The following is an 18,208-nucleotide window of genomic DNA, read 5'->3' on the forward strand; positions in this document are numbered from 1 at the left end:
AAAAGGGAGTTCAGCAAGAATGCTACTCAAGGGAGCGCCAGAGGACAACCTGACCGCCCCCATGGAGGGGGCCGGTGCCCGGGGCCGCCCCTGTGAGATGTGACAGTAGTCCTGACATGAGATTCATAAGATACTCACTCGGTCCGTTTTTGCATGGGGTGGAAACGGACCATAGCGAGCGTCTTGAATCCCGGGCCGGTCCCGGGACTTTTTTTGCTCAGATGACGGCGAGCAGTGCATCCCCCGCCGGCCGGTAATGGCCCTGCAGGGGGCGATGGACGGCGCGGTCGAAACGCTCGTCCAGGTGGAAGCGGATGCCGACCCCGCGCACGGCCCCCAGATCCACCGCCTGGCGATGGCCGAGGCGCTCGATGGGCAGGCCGAGGCGGCGGAAGATGCGCTCCACCGGCAGGCTGACCACGGCCACCAGCTCGCGGATCCCCTGCTCCCTGGCGAAGGCCAGCACCTCGCGGAAGATGACGCAGGTGAGTTCGCTGATGCCGTTCTCCAGGCGAGGGGCCCGGTCGGCGTCGATGGCGAGGCGGGTCAGCTCCCACACGTCGTTGCCGCGCGGGGGGGCTTCGCCAGCGAGGGCGGTGGGGAAGATGCTGGGCAGCATGTAATCCTGGGCGCAGCTGAGCAGGCGGATGCATCCGCACAGCCCCTGCTTGTCTTCAATCAGCACCCAGTGGGTGTCGGGCTTGTCGAAGTTGTCCCGCTCCAGGCCACGGCGGGATTCCACGTCCCAACCGAGTCGATCGGAGAAGACGCGGTTGCGAAATCGGTAGAGCTCGTTTTCGACCTCCCATCTGGGGTGTTCTTTCAATTTTCCTTTGAAAACAAGCATTCATGTCTCTCCATTTCATGGTTAGGCGCTATAATCCAAGGCCTTGGCCAGGGGAGGCTTGCCTATGACACGCGACCAACTGCTTGAGTACCTGGAACATTTCACGCTGGTGACCGATGGCAACCGGCTGTCCGAGCTCATCGGCCGCTTCACCCTGGGAATGGGTTACGACTACTACCGCTTCGCCCTCATCCTGCCCATGTCGATGCAAAGGCCCAAGGTGGTGCTGTTCAACCAGTGCCCCGACTCCTGGGTACAGGCCTACACCCTGAACAACATGCTGGCCTGCGATCCCATCATCCAGCTCGCCCGCAGGCAGACCCTGCCCATCTACTGGAACCGGCTGGACGAGAAGGCGCGCTTCCTGCAAGAGGGGAGCATGGATGTGATGGGGCTGGCGGCGGAATTCGGGTTGCGCAACGGCATCTCGTTCCCGCTGCACGGGGCGGCGGGGGAGAACGGCATACTCTCTTTCATCACCCGGGAGCGGGCGTCGAGCGATCTGATGCTGGAGTCCTCGCCCATCCTCTCCTGGATGTCCAACTACATCTTCGAGGCGGCGATCCGGATCGTGCGCCAGAGCATGAGGGAGGACGATCCCCAGGAGCCCCTGACGGAGCGGGAGACCGAGTGCCTGTTCTGGGCCAGCGAAGGGAAGACATCGGGGGAGATCGCCTGCATCCTCGGCATCACGGAGCGCACCGTGAACTACCACCTCAATCAGGTCACCCGCAAGACGGGGTCGATGAACCGCTACCAGGCCATCGCCAAGGGGGTGAGCAGCGGCATCCTGCTGCCGAACCTGGAGCAGGTGGTGGTCACCAACTTCCCCTCCCTGCTGCAGTGAATACAGGCCCGGCGGCACCGGCTCGTCGCCTGGCATCCCCTCTGTCGCCATCACCGCTGTCCTGCGCCGTCCCATCCTGCCGCCGATTCTCGGGGCGGGGCTGTGACCCCACAATTGTCAGATCCTGCAATTGACAACCTTCTTTGTGTGGTTTCGGCCCGGTTTTCATCAGTTTTATGAATACATCAGAAAATGAATGAATTTCTCTGATTACCCGCGCCCCCTTATAGTGCGTTTCTCTCTTTCACAGGAACGCATCCCCATGTTCGCCACCACCCTGCAAGGCTTTACCCTCGGCCTTGCCATGATCATCCCCATCGGGGCCCAGAATGCCTTCGTGCTGAGCCGGGGCATTCACCGCAATCACCACCTGCTGACGGCGACCCTCTGCTGCCTGTGCGATCTCGTGCTGATCGGCATCGGGGTGTTCGGCGGGGCCAACCTGCTGGCGGCCAGCCCGATCGGCCTGGCCCTGCTGACCTGGGGCGGCGTGCTCTTCCTCGGCTGGTTCGGTATCCGTTCCCTGCGCAGTGCCTGGCGCGGCCAGGAGGCGGCCCTGGCGGACTCGCCCCGGTTGATGGGGGTCAAGAGCGTGCTGGCCATGACCCTCGGAGTCACTCTGCTCAATCCCCACGTCTACCTGGATACCCTGATGTTGCTTGGCTCCTTCGGCAGCCAGTTTGCCGAGGAGCTCAGACCCGCTTTCGCGGCGGGGGCCATGCTGGCTTCTCTGGTCTGGTTCTACGGACTGGCGTTCGGGGCGGCGGCACTCTCCCCCTGGCTTGCCCGGGGCCGGGTGCAGCAAGCCATTGATCTTGTTGTAGGTCTCATCATGCTGGTGCTGGCGGCCAAGCTGGCATTGGGTGCCATACCGGCCTCATGAGGCTATTTTTGTGCCGGGCTTCATAAAAATGAGTCCCGGTGCCATCTGCTGACATATTCGTCTGTTAAATTCCCGGCGCTGGTAAAGCGTTACTCATAATAAAAGGGAAAAAACAGTGAATAACACCATGAAGCTGGGGGCTATTGCCGCCATCGTGCTGCTGTCTGCCTGCAGCAACGAGAATGACAGCAAGGCGCAGCCGGGGACCGTCTCCCTGCGCCTGATCCAGACCTCTGATATCCACTCCAACGTGCTGGGCTACGACTACTACCAGAACAAGGAGGATCGCAAGTTCGGCCTCTCCCGCACCGCCCTGCTGATCCGCGCCGCCCGCGCCGAGAACCCCAACAACCTGCTGCTCGACAATGGCGACCTCATTCAGGGCACGCCGCTGGCGGACTACATCTTCGAGCAGTCCGGTGCCGGCTACCTCGAGAAGCAGGCGCACCCGGTGTTCAAGGCGATGAACGAGCTGGGCTACGACGCGGGCAACCTGGGCAACCACGAGTTCAACTACGGCCTGGACTACCTTGGCAAGGTGCTGGCGGGAGCCGACTTCCCCTATGTGAACGCCAACGTGTTCGAGGCGGGGGCCTTCAAGCGCGATGCCAAGGGACAGATTGACTGGAGCGGCAACAAGTTCACCCCCTATCTACTGCTTGAGCGCGAGGTGACCGATGACAAGGGCCAGCGCCAGCGCGTCAAGGTGGGCATTCTGGGTCTGACCCCGCCCCAGGTGCTGCAGTGGGACAAGCGTCATCTGGAGGGCAAGGTGGTGGTGGCCGACATGGTCGAGACCGCCAATCACTATGTGCCCGAGCTGCGCGCCAAGGGCGCCGACATCGTGGTGGTGGTGGCTCACACCGGCATCAATGCCAGCAGCTATGAGGCCATGATGGAGAACTCCGCCTGGCATCTGGCCAAGGTGAAGGGGGTGGACGCCCTGATGCTGGGCCACGCCCACAAGAACTTCCCGGGGGACTTCCCGGATCTGCCGGAGGTGGACAACCAGGCCGGTACCCTGAGCGGCATCCCCACTGTGATGCCCGGTTACTGGGGCAACCACCTCGGCATCATCGACCTCAAGCTGGAACAGGTGGACGGCAAGTGGCAGGTGAAGCAGAGCCAGGCCAGCCTGCGCAAGATAGACGCCAGCGAGGGCAGTGCGGTGGATCAGCGGGTGGTGGACCTGGTGCAGGCGGATCACGACGCCACCAACCAGTGGCTGGACGAGCCGCTCGGCAAGATCACCTCCCCCATCCACAGCTTCTTCGCCCTGGTACAGGACGACCCCTCGGTGCAGCTGGTGAGCGATGCCCAGCGCCGCCACGCGGAGCAATTGCAACAAGACGGCCTGCTCAAGGAGTCCTACCCGATCCTCTCGGTGGCGGCCCCCTTCCGTGGCGGTCGCAACGGCATCAACGACTTCACCTATGTGGCCCAGGGGGACATCTCCCTGCGCAACGTATCCGACCTTTACATCTATCCGAACACCCTGCAGGTAGTCGAGGTGAACGGGGCCACCGTCAAGGAGTGGCTGGAGATGAGCGCCGGCCAGTTCAACCAGATCGACACCGGCAAGACCGGGGTGCAGTGGCTGGTGAACGAGAGCTTCCCCACCTACAACTTCGATGTGATTGACGGGGTCAACTACGAGGTGGACATCACCCAGCCGGCCCGCTACAGCAAGGACGGGGTCAAGGTGAGCGACGGCCAGCGCATCAGCGGCCTCACCTTCAACGGCCAGCCCGTGGACCCGGCCCAGAAGTTCTACGTGGTGACCAACAACTACCGCGCCAGCGGCGGCGGCCACTTCCCGGGCATCGACGGCAGCAACATCGTCCATGAAGATCCCTTCGAGACGCGGGAGATCATCGCCCAGTACCTGAAGGCCCAGTCTGCGGACAACCCGGCTGGCTTCAGCCCGGCGGCCAACAACAACTGGCACATGAAGGCCCTGCCCGCCAACGTGGACGTGCGCCTCTACTCCTCGCCGACCGACGAGGCCAAGGCCCTGGCGGGGGCGGATCTGTCGTACCAGTCCACCCTGCCGATGGATGACGCCAAGCACCCCGGCTACGCCATCTACCGCCTGATCCGCCAGTAAGGCAGACGCTGGCAGCCAATAAAAAAGCCCTCGCAGTGCGAGGGCTTTTTCATGGGGCGCGGTGCCATCCTGTCCTGTCGTCTGGACTTGCCCGGTCGACGGGGCGGGAGGGCATCAGTAGTAGCCGGGATCGTCCGGATTGGGGCGGGTCTTGAAGCGGCGGTGCAGCCACATGTACTGCTCCGGCGCCTTGCGCACGGCGGCTTCAATCTCGCGGTTGGCGCGGCTGGCATCCGCCATGTCGTCACCGCTCGGGTAGTCCGCGAGCGGGGCCCCGATATGCAGGGTGTAGCCCTCCCGGGTGCGGATGTTGTAGCAGGGCAGGGTGACGGTGTTCTTCACCCGGGCCAGGGTAGCGGTGCCCGTGATGGTGGCGGCCTGCTCCACCGCGAAGTAGGGCACGAAGACGCTGGCATGGCTGCCGTAGTCGTGATCCGGTGCATACCAGAGGGCGTCGCCGTTGCGCAGCGCCTTGATCATCCCCTTCACGTCCATCCGGTCCACCAGGTATTTGTTGGAGGCGCAGCGACCGTGGTACTGGGCGTACTCCAGCACCGGATTGGTGTTGGGGCGATAGACGCCGACCCCGGGGCGCACCAGGCCGAAGCAGCGGGCATTGAGCTCAAGGGTGAGGAAGTGGCAGGAGAGCAGCAGCATCCCCTGGCCCTTCTCCATGGCGTTGATGACGTGCTCTTCCCCTTCCACCTTCATCAGGCGGCGCATCCGCCAGTCTGGCCAGAACCAAGCCATGCCCACCTCGAAGATGGCGCAGCCCACGCTCTCGAAGTTCTGCACCAGGAGGGCTTCGCGCTCATCCCGGCTGAGCTCGGGCATCGCCAGCTCCAGGTTGCGGCGGGCAATCTTGACGCGGGATTTCAGCAGCTTGCGGGCCAGGGTGCCGAGCTGGCGGCCCAGCCACATCTGACTGCGCCAGGGCAGCAACACCAGCAGCCAGAGCAGGGAGAGGCCCAGCCAGCTCCCCCAGTAACGGGGATGGAACAGACGGGGTTCGAGGCGGGGAGCGTGTTCTTGGGCCATGAAGAGTCTCTTGTTCGCAAAGGCAAAGGGGGGAGTCCGACCGAACCGGGGGGCCTGTGTGGGGTGGCCCGGCGCGGATGCGGTCACTCGCATGTCGAGGATTCTATCCGAAAAGCGGGGGCGGGCGCGAATCGCCGTCATCTGGTCAGAGGGGGCATCAGGGCGCAGGGCCGTGCTTTTTTCACGCCCCGGAAAAGAGTGTGATAAAATCGGCCGCTGAATTTTTCAGGTTTTGAGAGCCGATACAGATGAAAATCACCCTGCCCGAGTTTGAAAAAGCCCGCATCCTGGTCGTTGGCGATGTCATGTTGGATCGCTACTGGCATGGCCCTACCGGCCGGATCTCCCCCGAGGCGCCGGTCCCCGTGGTCAAGGTCGAGCACATCGAGGAGCGTCCGGGTGGCGCCGCCAACGTGGCGCTCAACTCCGCCGCCCTCGGCGCCCAGGCCGTGCTGCTGGGCCTGACCGGTCAGGATGAAGCCGCCGATGCCCTCGCCAGCCAGATGGCCGGGGTCAAGGTGGCCTGTGATTTCGTGCGCCTGACCGACTATCCGACCATCACCAAGCTGCGGGTGCTGTCCCGCAACCAGCAGCTGCTGCGCCTCGACTTCGAAGAGGCCTTCCACGACGTGGATGCCAGCCTGCTGATGGGCAAGGTGGAGCAGGCGCTGCCCCAGGCGGACGTGATGATCCTCTCCGACTACGGCAAGGGCGCCCTCAACGATGTGCCCGGCATGATCCGGCGTGCCCGCGCCGCCGGCATCCCCGTGCTGGTCGACCCCAAGGGGACCGATTTCGAGAAGTACCGCGGTGCCACCCTGCTGACCCCCAACATGTCCGAGTTCGAGGCCGTGGTGGGCAAGGTGAAGGGGGAGGAAGACCTGGTCGCCAGGGGGCTGGAGCTGGTCAAGCGCTTCGAGCTGGACGCCCTGCTGGTCACCCGTTCCGAGAACGGCATGACCCTGATCCGCGAAGGGCAGCCCGAGCTGCACCTGCCGGCCCAGGCCCACGAGGTCTATGACGTCACCGGTGCCGGTGACACCGTCATCTCCACCCTGGCGACTTCCCTTGCCGCAGGCAAGAGTCTGGATGAGGCCTGCGCCCTGGCCAACACCGCCGCCGGCATCGTGGTCGGCAAGCTGGGGACCTCCACCGTGAGCCCGGTGGAGCTGGCCAACGCCCTCTACACCGAGCAGGAGACCGGCTTTGGCGTCATGTCCGAGGCCCAGCTCAAGGTGGCCGTCCAGGCCGCCCGTCTGCGCGGCGAGAAGGTGGTGATGACCAACGGCTGCTTCGACATTCTGCACGCGGGTCATGTCTCCTATCTGGCCAATGCGGGCAAGCTGGGGGATCGCCTGATCGTGGCGGTGAACACCGACGAGTCCGTGCGTCGCCTCAAGGGGCCGGGTCGCCCGGTCAACCCGACCGAGCGCCGTATGACGGTGCTGGCGGCCCTGGGTGCCGTGGACTGGGTGGTCCCCTTCAGCGAAGACACTCCCCAGCGCCTGATCTCCGAGATCCTGCCAGACCTCCTGGTCAAGGGGGGCGACTACAAGCCCGAAGAGATCGCGGGTTACGCCGAGGTGACCGCCAATGGCGGCGAGGTGCGGGTGCTGAACTTCGAGGACGGCTGCTCCACCACCGACATCATCAAGACCATCCGCGAGCGCGGATAAGCGTAAAACCCGGCCAAGGCCGGGTTTTTTGATGGGGCTGCCGGGTCGGTGACATGGCCGCTGCCTGGCAGGCCCCGACCAACGCACTTCCAGCGGCGAACAGAAATGAAAAAGGCGACCCCGGGGTCGCCTTTTCTCATGGTGTGCGCATGGCTCAGGACTTCTTGGTGACCTGGGCGGCGGGCATCAGACCCTGGTTCACCTCTTCCAGATCCTTCTGCTCCAGGATGCCGGCGGCCTGCTTGAGGGAGAGGATGCTGAGGATGTAGTTGTAGCGGGCCTCGGAGAGCTTCTGCTTGGCCTGATACAGCTTGCGGGTGGAGTCCAGCACGTCGACGATGGTGCGGGTACCCACCTCGTAACCGGCCTCGGTCGCTTTCAGGGCGCTGTCGGCGGAGATGACGGACTGGCTGTAGGCGCGGACCGAGCCGATGCTGGCGTTCACGTTGTTGTAGGAGGAGCGGACCGTGCTCTGCACCGAGCGGAAGCTGCGCTCGAGCTGTTCGCTGGCGGCCACGTAGTTGAACTGTGCCTGCTTGACCTGGGAGGTGGTGGCCCCGCCGGTGTAGATGGGCAGCTTGAAGTTCAGGCCGATGTTGCCCTGATTGCTGTTGCTCTCGGGGTTGCGGATCTCGTCCTTGTAATCGTTGTAACCGGCGTTCAGGCCGGCGCCCAGATCCAGGGTCGGTTCATGACCGGTCTTGGCCAGATCGATCTGCTCCTTGGCGATGTCCTTGCCGATGCGGGCGCTGTGCAGCTCCAGGTTCTTGTCCAGGGCCAGCTCCAGCCACTTGTCGGAGTTGAACGCGGTCTTCTGCGGGCTGAAGCGATCGGTGTTGAGCACGTCCAGTTGACGGTGGTCGATACCGGTCAGCTCGCGCAGGCTCTCGTAGCTGTTGTCCAGGGTGTTCTCGGCATTGATCTCGTCCGCCAGCGCCTGATCGCGCTCGGCCTCGGCTTCGTGTACGTCGGTGATGGCGGTCAGGCCCACTTCGAAGCGCTGCTGAGTCTGTTCAAGCTGACGCTCGACCGCGGTCTTGTTGGCACGCACGAATTCCAGGGTATCCATGGCCTTGAGCACGTCGAAGTAGGCCTGGGCGGTACGCAGCATCAGGTTCTGGTACTCGAGGTTGTAGGCCACGTCGGACTGGGTGGCGCTCTTCTCGGTCAGATCCAGGTTGACCCAGTTGCTGCGACGGTAGATGGATTGATCCAGGGTCACGGAGCCGGTAGCGCCCGTGTTGGTCATGGTGTCGTTCTTGTTTTGCAGGTAGTTCAGGCCGGCGCCCAGGTTGATCTGGGGCAGCAGGGCTGCACGGGATTCGTTGATCTTCTCGAAGGCCTGGTCCCGCTTGGCCTTGGATTCCAGCAGCTGGGTGTCCTTGATCTGGGCCTGTTGGTAAATATCGAGCAGGTTTTCGGCATGAGCGGCGCCGCTCACACCCAGCATCACCATGACTGACAAGAGTGTTCTTTTCATATGATAGTTTTAACCTTTTGTATCAACCCAAAGCTGTCCGCTGGATGAAGGGGGGATTGTCACCGACCAAGCTTGATTTCAGCTTAACCACTCTACTATAAGCAGATTTCATTGCGAACTGTCTCTTTTCCAGCTGCGGAAACGTCAAGGTCCGGGGCGAGTTTTCTCGGCAACGCGCCTAGCCAAATGCCCTGTGGCTGCTAAAATCCTTCCCTCATCGTCGGCGAGAGCGAGTGAATGAATGTTCATTCATGCCCCCGAATATTATGGTCAAACCAAGCCAAGTCAAGCTGGCAGGAGTCTCGAATGTCACAGCAAGCCTTGCCTCAAACCTGCCACTACTCCAGCGATGATGTGAAAATCATTGAAAAATCAGCTGGATATAATGGCTTCTTCAAGGTGAATGTCTACCGCCTGCAACACAGGCTGTTTGCCGGTGGCTGGAACGCCCCCATCGCCCGGGAACTGTTCGAACGTGGCCATGCCGCCGCCCTGCTGCCTTATGATCCGGTGCGAGACGAGATCGTGCTGGTGGAGCAGTTTCGCATCGGCGCCATGGAGACCAGCGCCACCCCCTGGCTGCTGGAGCTGGTGGCCGGCATCATCGATGAAGGGGAGACCGCCGAGGCAGTGGTGCGGCGCGAAGCGGTGGAAGAGGCAGGGATCGAGGTGGGACGCTGCGAACACGCCATCAGCTATCTGGTGAGCCCGGGTGGCAGCACCGAGCGCATCGAGGTGTTCGTGGGCGAGGTGGATGCCAGTCAGGCCAAGGGGCTCCACGGTCTGGCGGAAGAGGGGGAAGACATCCGGGTCCACGTGGTGAGCCGCGAGCAGGCCTATGCCTGGCTCAAAGAGGGGCGCATCGACAATGCCGCCTCCGTCATCGCCCTGCAGTGGCTGGCTCTGAACCACGGCGAGCTGCGGGCACGCTGGCTGGCGGGGCGCTGAGGTGACGCTCGTTCAGACCCGGGTCAGGTGCCCTGTGTCCGACTGGAACACTGTGCACTGGGTCCACCCTTCATGGACCCTGATTGAGGGAGCCGCGACATGTCATTAGTCCAGAGCCCGATGAAGCGCTATGTGCCTGATTTGATGTCCTTGCAGCGTACCTGCGAGGTCAATTACATGGCGCTGATGAAACTGTTGCCGCCTGGCGGCAGCGTGGGTGCCGAGCGCCGCTATCAGGTCGGCAACGGCCTGCAGTTCCAGCTCACGGTGACCGAGGAGAGCCGCTTCACCAGCCAGGTGATCCTGGCCCAGCACAACCCCGAATTGCCGAGCTACTTGCAAGCCCGGATAGAGATTCGTTTGTATCATGATGTGCGAATGGCGGAAGTGTGTGCGGCGCAACAGATTTCAATGTTGCAACCACGTTATGATTATCCCAATCAAAAAATGCATCACAGGGATGAAAAGGAGCAGGTAAATCTATTCTTGGCCGATTGGTTGAGATTTTGTCTCAAACACGGCACCAGCCTGATTAACATCCTCTAGTCGAACCCATAAAAAAGAAGCGTGATTTTGGAAACAGAGCTACCTCAGGCGCCGGACGGCAGTGTGCGCCTGTTACAGATTACCGATACCCATCTCTTCGCCAGTGCCGAGGGGCGGCTGCTGGCCGTGCCCACGGCGCAGAGTCTGGCCGCCGTGCTGGAGCGGGTGCAGGCCAACGAGCACCCGTTCGATCTCATCCTCGCCACCGGGGATCTTTCCCAGGATCACAGCCCGGAGTCCTACCAGCGCTTCGCCTCCATGATGGCGCCCCTGGCTCGCCCCATCTACTGGTTGCCCGGCAACCACGACGACGGCCCCCTGATGACCGAATACCTCCATGCGGCCGGCATCAGCGAGGCCAAGCAGCTGGTAGGCGAGCACTGGCAGGTGATCCTGCTGGATACCCAGGTGCGCGGCAAACCCCACGGGGTGCTGGGGGATCACCAGCTGGCGGCCCTGGATCAGGCCCTGCGCCAGCATCCCGAGCGCCATGCCCTCATCGCCCTGCACCATCAGGCGGTGCCGGTGGGCTGCGCCTGGCTGGATCAGCACAACCTCAAGAATGCCGACGACCTGTTCGCCGTGCTGGCCCGCCACCCGCAGCAGAAGACCATACTGTTCGGCCACGTCCATCAGGAGTTTGACGAGGTGCACCACGGAGTGCGGCTCATCGCCAGCCCCTCTACCTGCATCCAGTTCAAGCCGCTCTCCGACGGTTTCGCACTGGACGAATCCGGCCCGGGCTGGCGCTATCTCACCCTGCACCCGGATGGCCGGGTGGCGAGTCAGGTGTGGCGCCTGCCGCTGGGGCAGTTCGTGCCCGACCCCAATGCCACCGGTTACTGAGGGGTTGCCATGAAGCCCGTACTCCTCTACCTGCACGGTTTCAATTCATCCCCCGGCTCGGCCAAGGCGCAGCAGATGGCGGCCTGGGTGGCAGAGAACAGGCCCGATATCGAGGTGGTGATCCCGGCCCAGCCCAACACCCCGGCGGCCGCCTGGGCTGCCATCGAGCAGGCCATCGCCGACCTGAAGGCCCGCCACGGCAGCGCCCTGCGACTGGGCGCCGTGGGCAGCTCCCTCGGTGGCTTCATGGCCACGCGAGTGAGCGAGATGTACGGTTGCCGCGCCGCCCTCATCAACCCGGCGGTGCGCCCCCACGATCTGCTCTGCGACTACCTCGGCCCCCAGACCAACCCCTACAGCGGCGAACGCTATGAACTGTTGCCCGGACACATGGACGAGCTGAGAGCGCTGGCGGTGCCGGTGACTGCCCCCGAGCGGCTCTGGGTGCTGCAACAGCAGGAGGACGAGGTGCTCGACTATCGCAAGGCGCTGGACGAATACCGCTTTGCCCGTCTCTCCCTGGAGTGCGGCGGCGATCACGCCTTCACAGGCTTCGAGCGCTACCCCGCCCAGATCGTCCGTTTCCTCGGGCTCTAGCCGTGCAGCCGCCGTTGGCCGCCTTCCTCGAACAGGTGCTGGCCACGGCCCAGGCGGGGCTCACCTATTCCCGCGATCCCTTCGACATCGCCCGCTTCGAGGCGCTGCGAGCGGCCACGGTGACGCTCATCGCCAGCCAGAGCGAGCTGGCCCCCGACACCATCGGCGACTGGATTGCCCTCGACAGCGGCTATCCCACCCCCAAGCTCGATGTGCGGGCCTTCATTCAGAACGACGCGGGCCATGTCCTGCTGGTGCAGGAGCGCAGCGACGGCTGCTGGACTCTACCCGGTGGCTGGTGTGATGTCGGCGATTCGCCGGCGGACGCCGTGGTGCGCGAAGTGGTGGAGGAGACCGGCCTCGTCTGTCGGGCGGTGCAACTGCTGGCCCTGTTCGACAAGCTCAAGCATCCCCATCCCCCGCAGTTGCCCCACGCCCACAAGGCCTTCTTCCTGTGCGAGGTGACGGGGGGCGCTCTGCTTACCGACACCGATGAAACCAAAGGGGCGGGGTACTTCCCCATCGACGCCTTGCCCGAACTCTCCCGCCACCGGGTGGTGGCGTCCCAGCTACGCACCCTGCATGACCATCTTTTACAAGGGCGGCGGGATACCCTGTTCGATTAACCGGTTCGCAGCCTGACACTGCGGCAAGGAGGCAGCATGATCACACGCATCGGCAATACCCCTATCCAGAAGAAACACAAGGCGAGCTGCCACTGCGGCGCCGTGGTGCTGGAGCTGACCCTGCCGGATGGCGTGGTGGATCCGCGCCGCTGCGACTGCTCCTTCTGTCGGCGGCGTGGGGCCATCGTCGCCTCGGTGCCGCTCTCCGGCATCCGCATCCTGCAAGGGGAGGCGGCGCTTCGCTGCTACCAGTTCAACACCCGCACCGCGAAACACTACTTCTGCAGCGTCTGCGGCATCTACACCCATCACCAGCGCCGATCCAATCCGGCGGAATATGGCTACAACCTCGCCTGTCTGGAGGGGGTCAACCCGTTCGATCTGGGAGAGGTGCCGACCCGCGACGGGGTGCATCACCCGGCAGATACCGTGGCCGATTGAACGCGAGGTGACTGCCCCGACGGGTGGCGGGGAGGGCGGGCGAGGCGTTGTCGTGCCACTCCCGTGACGACGCCTCAGGGGGTCATCTGCTGGTGTAGCCCCCGCAATGGCTGTGTTAACCTTGCCCTGTCCGTCTCCCGGCGGACCCCGGCCTCTCTCTTCATTTCATCTCTGCCAACAGGGGGCACACCCGTGACGACTGCTTCAGCGCTGCCGGATCTGATCCTCGGGGCCTCGCTCTACTTTCCGCCCCTGTTCAAGGCCGTGCTGCTCGGCCTGCTGGGCTGGCTGCCGCTGCACCATCTGCTGCGGGACTGGCTCTACGGCGGCGAGGTCTGGCACCCCCTGCTGATGGATCTCTCCCTCTTCATCCTCGCCGTCAGCGGCGCCCTATGGATATTGCTACATGGCTAAATCACCCCTTGCGACCCTCAAATACTTCTCCACCCTGCTGGTCTTTGCCCTGGCGCTGGTGTCGCTCTGGTGGCTGTGGAACGACTACATGCAGGGGCCCTGGACCCGGGATGGCAAGGTGCGGGCCGAGCTGGTCAGCATCACGCCCCAGGTGTCGGGCAAGATCGTCAGGATAGGGGTCAAGGACAACCAGCTGGTGAAGGCGGGGGAGCTGCTCTTCACCCTGGATCCCGAGCCCTATCGCATCGCGCTGGACAACGCCAGCGCGGCCCTGGCCAAGGCCAAGTCGGATCTCGACAAGGCGGAGCACGAGGCGAACCGTCGCCAGAGCCTCTCCCGCACCGTCATCTCCGCCGAGGCGGTGGATGAATCCAGGCTCAATGCCCAGGCGATGAAGGCGGCCTATGAGGTGGCCCAAGCCAATCTGGAGCAGGCCAGATGGTCCCTTGCCCGGACCGAGGTCCATGCTGCGAGCGACGGCTACATCACCAACCTGCAGGCCAGGGTCGGCAACTACGCCACCGCCGGGGTGCCCCTGGTGGCCCTGATAGACACCCACTCCTTCTATGTGCAGGGCTATTTCGAAGAGACCAAGCTCAGGCACATCGCCCCCGGCAAACCGGCCGAGGTGGTGCTCTACAGCGGGGATCGGGTACTCAGGGGGGAGGTGGAAAGCATAGGGCGCGCCATTCACGATCAGAGCCTGGAAGGCAGCGAGGGGCTGCTGCTCGACGTCAAGCCGAACGTGCCCTGGGTGCGCCTGGCCCAGCGGGTGCCGGTGCGGATCAGGCTGCTGGCGATTCCCCCGGATCTGGTCTTGATCGCGGGCACGACCTGTACCATCACCATAGGGGACTAGGGTGATCCCCTCGCTCTGGCGCCAGACCCCCTGGGGCAAGGCCAACGGCGGCCAGTGGCGCTACGCCCTGCGCAATGCCCTGGCCATGTGCCTGTCACTCTGGCTGGCGTTCGTGCTGCAACTCGACTCTCCCTACTGGGCCATGACCTCCGCCGCCGTGGTGAGCTTTCCCACCGTGGGGGGCGTCATCAGCAAGAGCCTGGGGCGGGTGGTGGGCAGCCTCATCGGCGCCATGGCGGCGGTGATGATCACCGGCCTTGGCATCGGTGATCCCTGGCTCTTCAGCCTGCTTATCGCCCTCTGGCTGGGGGGTTGCACCTACATCTCCAACCACCATCAGAACAACGTCTCCTACGGTTTCGCCCTGGCGGGCTATACCGCCGCCATCATCGCCTTCTCCTGCGTCAACCTGACCGACCCGCAACATATCTTCGACATCGCCCAGGCCCGGGTGAGCGAGGTGATCGTCGGCATCCTCTGCGGCGGCCTGATGATGATGATCCTGCCGAGTTTCTCCGATGGCGAGACCCTGCTGGACTCCCTTGGCAAGAGCCAGACCCGGCTGCTGGAACATGCCCAGCTGCTCTGGCTCGGGGAGACGGGCGCCGATGTGCGCACCGCCCACGAGGGGGTGATCGGTCAGATCCTCACCCTGAACGTGCTGCGCATCCAGGCAGTCTGGAGCCACCACCGCCTGCGCCGCCACAACCAGTTGCTGAACTATCTGCTCCATCGCCAGCTGAGGATGGTCAGCCTCATCTCGGGGCTGCGCCGCATGCTGCAACACTGGCCAGAGGACGCCGTCGACCCGGCCCCCATGCTGGCCGCCGTGCTGCGGGAGCTGGGACAGGGGGGCTGCGACAAGCTGCGCATTGCCCGCCTGATGGCGCCCTTCGTGGCCCGTTCGGGGGATGATTATCGCTGTCAGGCCTTCTGGCTGCGGCTGCGCCACTTCTGCTGGAGCTACCTGGAGTGTCAGCGCTGGCTGGAAAGGCTGGCCCGCCACGATGGCCAGGAGTGGCCGGCGCCGCCGCGCCACAGCTCTCTGACCAGCCACACCGACGGCCTGGAGGCGGCCTACAACGGGGGGCGTACCTTCCTCTGCGTGATGCTGGGCTGCACCTTCTGGATCCACAGCCAGTGGGATGCGGGCGCTGCGGCCCTGACCCTGCTCGCCATCTGCTGCGTGCTCTATTCCGCCACCCCGGCCCCGGCCAAGGGGGCCCAGACCATGCTCAAGGCCATCGTGCTGCTCAGCTTTATCTGCTTCGGGGTCAAGTTCGGGCTGATGATCCGCATCGACGACTTCTGGATCTTCTGCGCCCTGCTGTTCCCCGCTCTCATCACCCTGCAACTGCTGAAATTGCAGCGCCCCCAGGGGGCGGCGCTCTGGGGCCAGCTCATCGTGCTGCTCGGCTCCTTCCTCGCCATCACCAATCCGCCGAGCTACGACTACCTCGCCTTCGTCAACAGCAGCCTCGCGCAGGCACTGGGAGTGATGAGCGCAGGGCTGGCGTTCCAGCTGCTGCGACCTAGCTCGGATCGGCGCAAGAGCCGCCGCCTGATGCATCGTCTGCGGCGGGATTTCGTGGACCAGCTGGCCCCGGCCCCGCATCAGAGCGAGGGGGAGTTTGAATCCCGGGTCTATCACGCGGTGAGCCAGCTCAGCCAGAGTCAGGATCAGGGGGCCCGGCTCTGGGTGCTGCGCTGGGGCGTGGTGCTGCTCAATTGCAGCCATATCGTCTGGCAGCTCAGGCTCTGGCGCAGCCGGGATCCGGCCCTCTATCTGGTGCGGGACGGCTGTCTGCGCTGCCTGAAAGGCATTCTGACCGAAGGGGGCGTGCAGCACGAGACCCTGGGGCGCACCCTGGCGGAGCTGGACCGCATCAGCCAGGGGCTGGGGGAACATGCAGACCCGGCGGCCCGGGCACTGGCGGGGCTGGTGTGGCGACTCCACTGCTCCCTCTCCCAGCTTGTGCAGGCCCTGCCCGGGGAACCCGCCTGATCCCGGGCGGGGAGGCCGGAGCCCCTCTGGATCACCCTTTGCGAGCGCCCCATTTGTCCCGGGCCCTCCCAGCGAGTAAGATTCCCCCCAAACGTCAATTCGCAAGGCCCTCCATGTCCACTCAATACAATGCGGATGCCATTGAGGTCCTCAATGGCCTTGAACCGGTGCGTCGCCGCCCCGGCATGTACACCGACACCACCCGGCCCAATCACCTCGGCCAGGAGGTCATCGACAACAGCGTCGACGAGGCGCTGGCGGGTCACGCCCGCAATCTGGAGGTGATCCTGCACGAGGATCAGTCCCTTGAGGTGATCGACGACGGTCGCGGCATGCCGGTGGACATCCACCCGGAGGAAGGGGTCTCCGGCGTGGAGCTGATCCTCTGCAAGCTGCACGCGGGGGGCAAGTTCTCCAACAAGAACTACCAGTTCTCCGGTGGCTTGCACGGGGTGGGGATCTCCGTGGTGAACGCCCTCTCCGATCGGGTCGAGGTGACGGTGCGCCGGGACGGCCAGGTCTATGACATTGCCTTCGAGCGGGGCGACAAGGTGTCTGATCTGACCATCACCGGCACCTGCGGACGCCGCAACACCGGCACCCGGGTGCGCTTCTGGCCAGAGGCGCGCTACTTCGATTCGCCGCGCTTCTCGGTCTCCAAGCTCGAGCACCTGCTCAAAGCCAAGGCCGTGCTCTGCCCGGGCCTCACCATCAAGTTCCTCGACAAGAACACCGGCATCAAGCTTGAGTGGTGCTACGAAGACGGCCTCAAGGATTACCTCATCGATGCGGTCAAGCAGTTCACCTGCCTGCCGGAGCAGCCCTTCGTCGGCTCTTTCAGCTCCGAGCAGTCGGCGGTGGACTGGGCCCTGTGCTGGTTGCCGGAAGGGGGCGAATGCCTCGCCGAATCCTATGTGAACCTCATTCCCACCGCGCTCGGTGGCACCCATGTCAACGGCCTGCGCCAGGGGTTGCTCGACGCCATGCGCGAGTTCTGCGAGTTCCGAAACCTCTTGCCCCGCGGGGTCAAGCTCACCCCGGAAGACATCTGGGATCGCTGCGCCTACATCCTCTCCATCAAGATGCAGGACCCGCAGTTTGCAGGGCAGACCAAGGAGCGACTGTCGTCCCGCCAGAGCTCGGCCTTCGTGTCGGGCGTGGTGAAGGATGCCTTCAGCCTTTACTTGAACAGCAACACCGAGCTGGCCGAACAGCTGGCGGAGCTCTGTATCTCCAGCGCCCAGCGCCGGATGCGCGCCGCCAAGACGGTAGTGCGCAAGAAGATAACGCAAGGCCCGGCCCTGCCCGGCAAGCTCACCGACTGCGGCTGCGCCGATCCCATGCAGGGGGAGCTCTTCCTGGTGGAGGGGGACTCCGCGGGCGGCAGTGCCAAGCAGGCGCGCGACCGCGAGTTTCAGGCCATCATGCCCCTGCGCGGCAAGATCCTGAACACCTGGGAGGTGGAGGCCGGTCAGGTGCTCGCCTCGCAAGAAGTGCACGACATCTCGGTGGCGATCGGGCTCGACCCGGATTCCGACGACCTCAGTGGCCTGCGCTACGGCAAGGTGTGCATCCTCGCGGATGCCGACTCGGACGGTCTGCACATCGCCACCCTGCTCTGCGCCCTCTTTGTGAAGCACTTCCGCACGCTGGTGGAGAAGGGCCATGTCTATGTGGCCATGCCGCCCCTCTATCGTATCGACATCGGCAAGGAGGTCTTCTACGCCCTCGACGAGGACGAGAAGAACGGCGTGCTGCAACGGGTCGAGGCCGAGAAGAAGAAGGGCAAGGTGATGGTGACCCGATTCAAGGGGCTGGGTGAGATGAACCCCAAGCAGTTGCGGGAAACCACCATGGATCCCAACACCCGCCGTCTGGTGCAGCTCACCATGGGCGCGGAAGGGGGGGCAGAAGGGGAAGATGGGGACGAGACCCTGCAACTGATGGACATGCTGCTGGCCAAGAAGCGCGCCGGTGATCGCCGCGAATGGCTGGAAGAGAAGGGCAACCTCGCCATCATCTAAAGCGAGTCGCAAGTACCCCACCCC

Annotated in this window: 17 protein-coding genes; 14 read left to right on the top strand and 3 right to left on the bottom strand. The window is 64.1% G+C overall.

Features of this window, described 5'->3' with window-relative positions; translation table 11 throughout:
- Positions 1-217: 217 nt before the first annotated feature.
- Positions 218-847 (bottom strand): acyl-homoserine-lactone synthase, encoded by a 630-nt coding sequence (locus tag AB5Y47_RS18575; RefSeq protein ID WP_029313613.1) that lies wholly within the window; start codon positions 845-847, stop codon positions 218-220.
- Between the two features lie 64 nt (positions 848-911).
- Between AB5Y47_RS18575 and AB5Y47_RS18580 the strand changes: the two genes are divergently transcribed.
- The 3 genes from AB5Y47_RS18580 (at position 912) to AB5Y47_RS18590 (ending at position 4,684) form a co-directional block, all read left to right on the top strand.
- Positions 912-1,694: a LuxR family transcriptional regulator gene (locus tag AB5Y47_RS18580; RefSeq protein ID WP_010672766.1), complete on the top strand. Its 783-nt coding sequence runs from the start codon at positions 912-914 to the stop codon at positions 1,692-1,694.
- 262 nt (positions 1,695-1,956) lie between these two features.
- Positions 1,957-2,577, top strand: a complete 621-nt coding sequence (gene lysE / locus AB5Y47_RS18585) for an L-lysine exporter (protein ID WP_103243798.1) — start codon at positions 1,957-1,959, stop codon at positions 2,575-2,577.
- A gap of 127 nt (positions 2,578-2,704) precedes the next feature.
- Positions 2,705-4,684: a bifunctional 2',3'-cyclic-nucleotide 2'-phosphodiesterase/3'-nucleotidase gene (locus AB5Y47_RS18590; RefSeq protein ID WP_167825831.1), complete on the top strand. Its 1,980-nt coding sequence runs from the start codon at positions 2,705-2,707 to the stop codon at positions 4,682-4,684.
- Between the two features lie 114 nt (positions 4,685-4,798).
- On the opposite strand, the gene lpxL is transcribed toward AB5Y47_RS18590, so the two are convergent.
- On the bottom strand, positions 4,799-5,722 hold the full coding sequence (lpxL, locus tag AB5Y47_RS18595) for an LpxL/LpxP family Kdo(2)-lipid IV(A) lauroyl/palmitoleoyl acyltransferase (RefSeq protein ID WP_010672769.1): 924 nt from the start codon (positions 5,720-5,722) through the stop codon (positions 4,799-4,801).
- 248 nt (positions 5,723-5,970) lie between these two features.
- On the opposite strand from lpxL, the gene hldE reads away from it, so the two are divergent.
- Positions 5,971-7,398, top strand: coding sequence for a bifunctional D-glycero-beta-D-manno-heptose-7-phosphate kinase/D-glycero-beta-D-manno-heptose 1-phosphate adenylyltransferase HldE (gene hldE, locus AB5Y47_RS18600; protein ID WP_043153992.1), 1,428 nt, complete (start codon positions 5,971-5,973; stop codon positions 7,396-7,398).
- Between the two features lie 154 nt (positions 7,399-7,552).
- Here hldE and tolC read toward each other — a convergent pair whose 3' ends face one another.
- On the bottom strand, positions 7,553-8,878 hold the full coding sequence (gene tolC / locus AB5Y47_RS18605) for an outer membrane channel protein TolC (RefSeq protein WP_029313618.1): 1,326 nt from the start codon (positions 8,876-8,878) through the stop codon (positions 7,553-7,555).
- Positions 8,879-9,184: 306 nt separating this feature from the next.
- Here tolC and nudF point away from each other — a divergent pair, with 306 nt between their 5' ends.
- The 10 genes from nudF to parE all read left to right on the top strand — a co-directional run bounded on the left by nudF (position 9,185) and on the right by parE (position 18,184).
- Positions 9,185-9,826 carry an ADP-ribose diphosphatase gene (gene nudF, locus AB5Y47_RS18610; RefSeq protein WP_368220490.1) on the top strand — a complete coding sequence of 214 codons (642 nt, stop codon included), beginning with the start codon at positions 9,185-9,187 and terminating at the stop codon, positions 9,824-9,826.
- Between the two features lie 99 nt (positions 9,827-9,925).
- A complete protein-coding gene (locus AB5Y47_RS18615) occupies positions 9,926-10,372 on the top strand; it encodes a DUF1249 domain-containing protein (RefSeq protein ID WP_039039758.1) in 447 nt (148 codons plus the stop codon).
- A gap of 27 nt (positions 10,373-10,399) precedes the next feature.
- Entirely contained in the window at positions 10,400-11,218 is an 819-nt protein-coding gene (cpdA, locus tag AB5Y47_RS18620; RefSeq protein WP_041214382.1) for a 3',5'-cyclic-AMP phosphodiesterase, read from the top strand.
- A 9-nt stretch (positions 11,219-11,227) separates the two neighbouring features.
- Positions 11,228-11,815, top strand: a complete 588-nt coding sequence (locus AB5Y47_RS18625) for a YqiA/YcfP family alpha/beta fold hydrolase (RefSeq protein ID WP_368220493.1) — start codon at positions 11,228-11,230, stop codon at positions 11,813-11,815.
- 2 nt (positions 11,816-11,817) lie between these two features.
- Complete coding sequence (locus tag AB5Y47_RS18630; protein WP_368220494.1) at positions 11,818-12,441, top strand: NUDIX hydrolase; 624 nt, start codon at positions 11,818-11,820, stop codon at positions 12,439-12,441.
- A gap of 36 nt (positions 12,442-12,477) precedes the next feature.
- Positions 12,478-12,882: a GFA family protein gene (locus AB5Y47_RS18635; RefSeq protein ID WP_039039754.1), complete on the top strand. Its 405-nt coding sequence runs from the start codon at positions 12,478-12,480 to the stop codon at positions 12,880-12,882.
- Positions 12,883-13,053: 171 nt separating this feature from the next.
- Positions 13,054-13,296 (top strand): DUF1656 domain-containing protein, encoded by a 243-nt coding sequence (locus tag AB5Y47_RS18640; protein WP_039039819.1) that lies wholly within the window; start codon positions 13,054-13,056, stop codon positions 13,294-13,296.
- Positions 13,289-14,155, top strand: coding sequence for an HlyD family secretion protein (locus AB5Y47_RS18645; RefSeq protein WP_069651983.1), 867 nt, complete (start codon positions 13,289-13,291; stop codon positions 14,153-14,155). The genes AB5Y47_RS18640 and AB5Y47_RS18645 overlap by 8 nt, the downstream gene beginning before the upstream one ends.
- Before the next feature lies 1 nt (position 14,156).
- Entirely contained in the window at positions 14,157-16,160 is a 2,004-nt protein-coding gene (locus tag AB5Y47_RS18650; protein ID WP_043153984.1) for an FUSC family protein, read from the top strand.
- 113 nt (positions 16,161-16,273) lie between these two features.
- The gene (parE, locus tag AB5Y47_RS18655) at positions 16,274-18,184 is read left to right on the top strand and encodes a DNA topoisomerase IV subunit B (protein ID WP_042015440.1); all 1,911 of its coding nucleotides are present in this window, start codon (positions 16,274-16,276) and stop codon (positions 18,182-18,184) included.
- The last annotated feature ends 24 nt before the right edge of the window (positions 18,185-18,208 follow it).

The organism is Aeromonas sp. R7-2, from assembly GCF_040908105.1.
Lineage (GTDB): Bacteria > Pseudomonadota > Gammaproteobacteria > Enterobacterales > Aeromonadaceae > Aeromonas > Aeromonas caviae.

Coding starts and splice junctions, on each gene's coding strand:
- AB5Y47_RS18575 (WP_029313613.1), bottom strand. CDS start 847: ATGCTTGTTTTCAAAGGAAAATTGAAAGAACACCCCAGATGGGAGGTC.
- AB5Y47_RS18580 (WP_010672766.1), top strand. CDS start 912: ATGACACGCGACCAACTGCTTGAGTACCTGGAACATTTCACGCTGGTG.
- lysE (WP_103243798.1), top strand. CDS start 1,957: ATGTTCGCCACCACCCTGCAAGGCTTTACCCTCGGCCTTGCCATGATC.
- AB5Y47_RS18590 (WP_167825831.1), top strand. CDS start 2,705: ATGAAGCTGGGGGCTATTGCCGCCATCGTGCTGCTGTCTGCCTGCAGC.
- lpxL (WP_010672769.1), bottom strand. CDS start 5,722: ATGGCCCAAGAACACGCTCCCCGCCTCGAACCCCGTCTGTTCCATCCC.
- hldE (WP_043153992.1), top strand. CDS start 5,971: ATGAAAATCACCCTGCCCGAGTTTGAAAAAGCCCGCATCCTGGTCGTT.
- tolC (WP_029313618.1), bottom strand. CDS start 8,878: ATGAAAAGAACACTCTTGTCAGTCATGGTGATGCTGGGTGTGAGCGGC.
- nudF (WP_368220490.1), top strand. CDS start 9,185: ATGTCACAGCAAGCCTTGCCTCAAACCTGCCACTACTCCAGCGATGAT.
- AB5Y47_RS18615 (WP_039039758.1), top strand. CDS start 9,926: ATGTCATTAGTCCAGAGCCCGATGAAGCGCTATGTGCCTGATTTGATG.
- AB5Y47_RS18625 (WP_368220493.1), top strand. CDS start 11,228: ATGAAGCCCGTACTCCTCTACCTGCACGGTTTCAATTCATCCCCCGGC.
- AB5Y47_RS18635 (WP_039039754.1), top strand. CDS start 12,478: ATGATCACACGCATCGGCAATACCCCTATCCAGAAGAAACACAAGGCG.
- AB5Y47_RS18645 (WP_069651983.1), top strand. CDS start 13,289: ATGGCTAAATCACCCCTTGCGACCCTCAAATACTTCTCCACCCTGCTG.
- parE (WP_042015440.1), top strand. CDS start 16,274: ATGTCCACTCAATACAATGCGGATGCCATTGAGGTCCTCAATGGCCTT.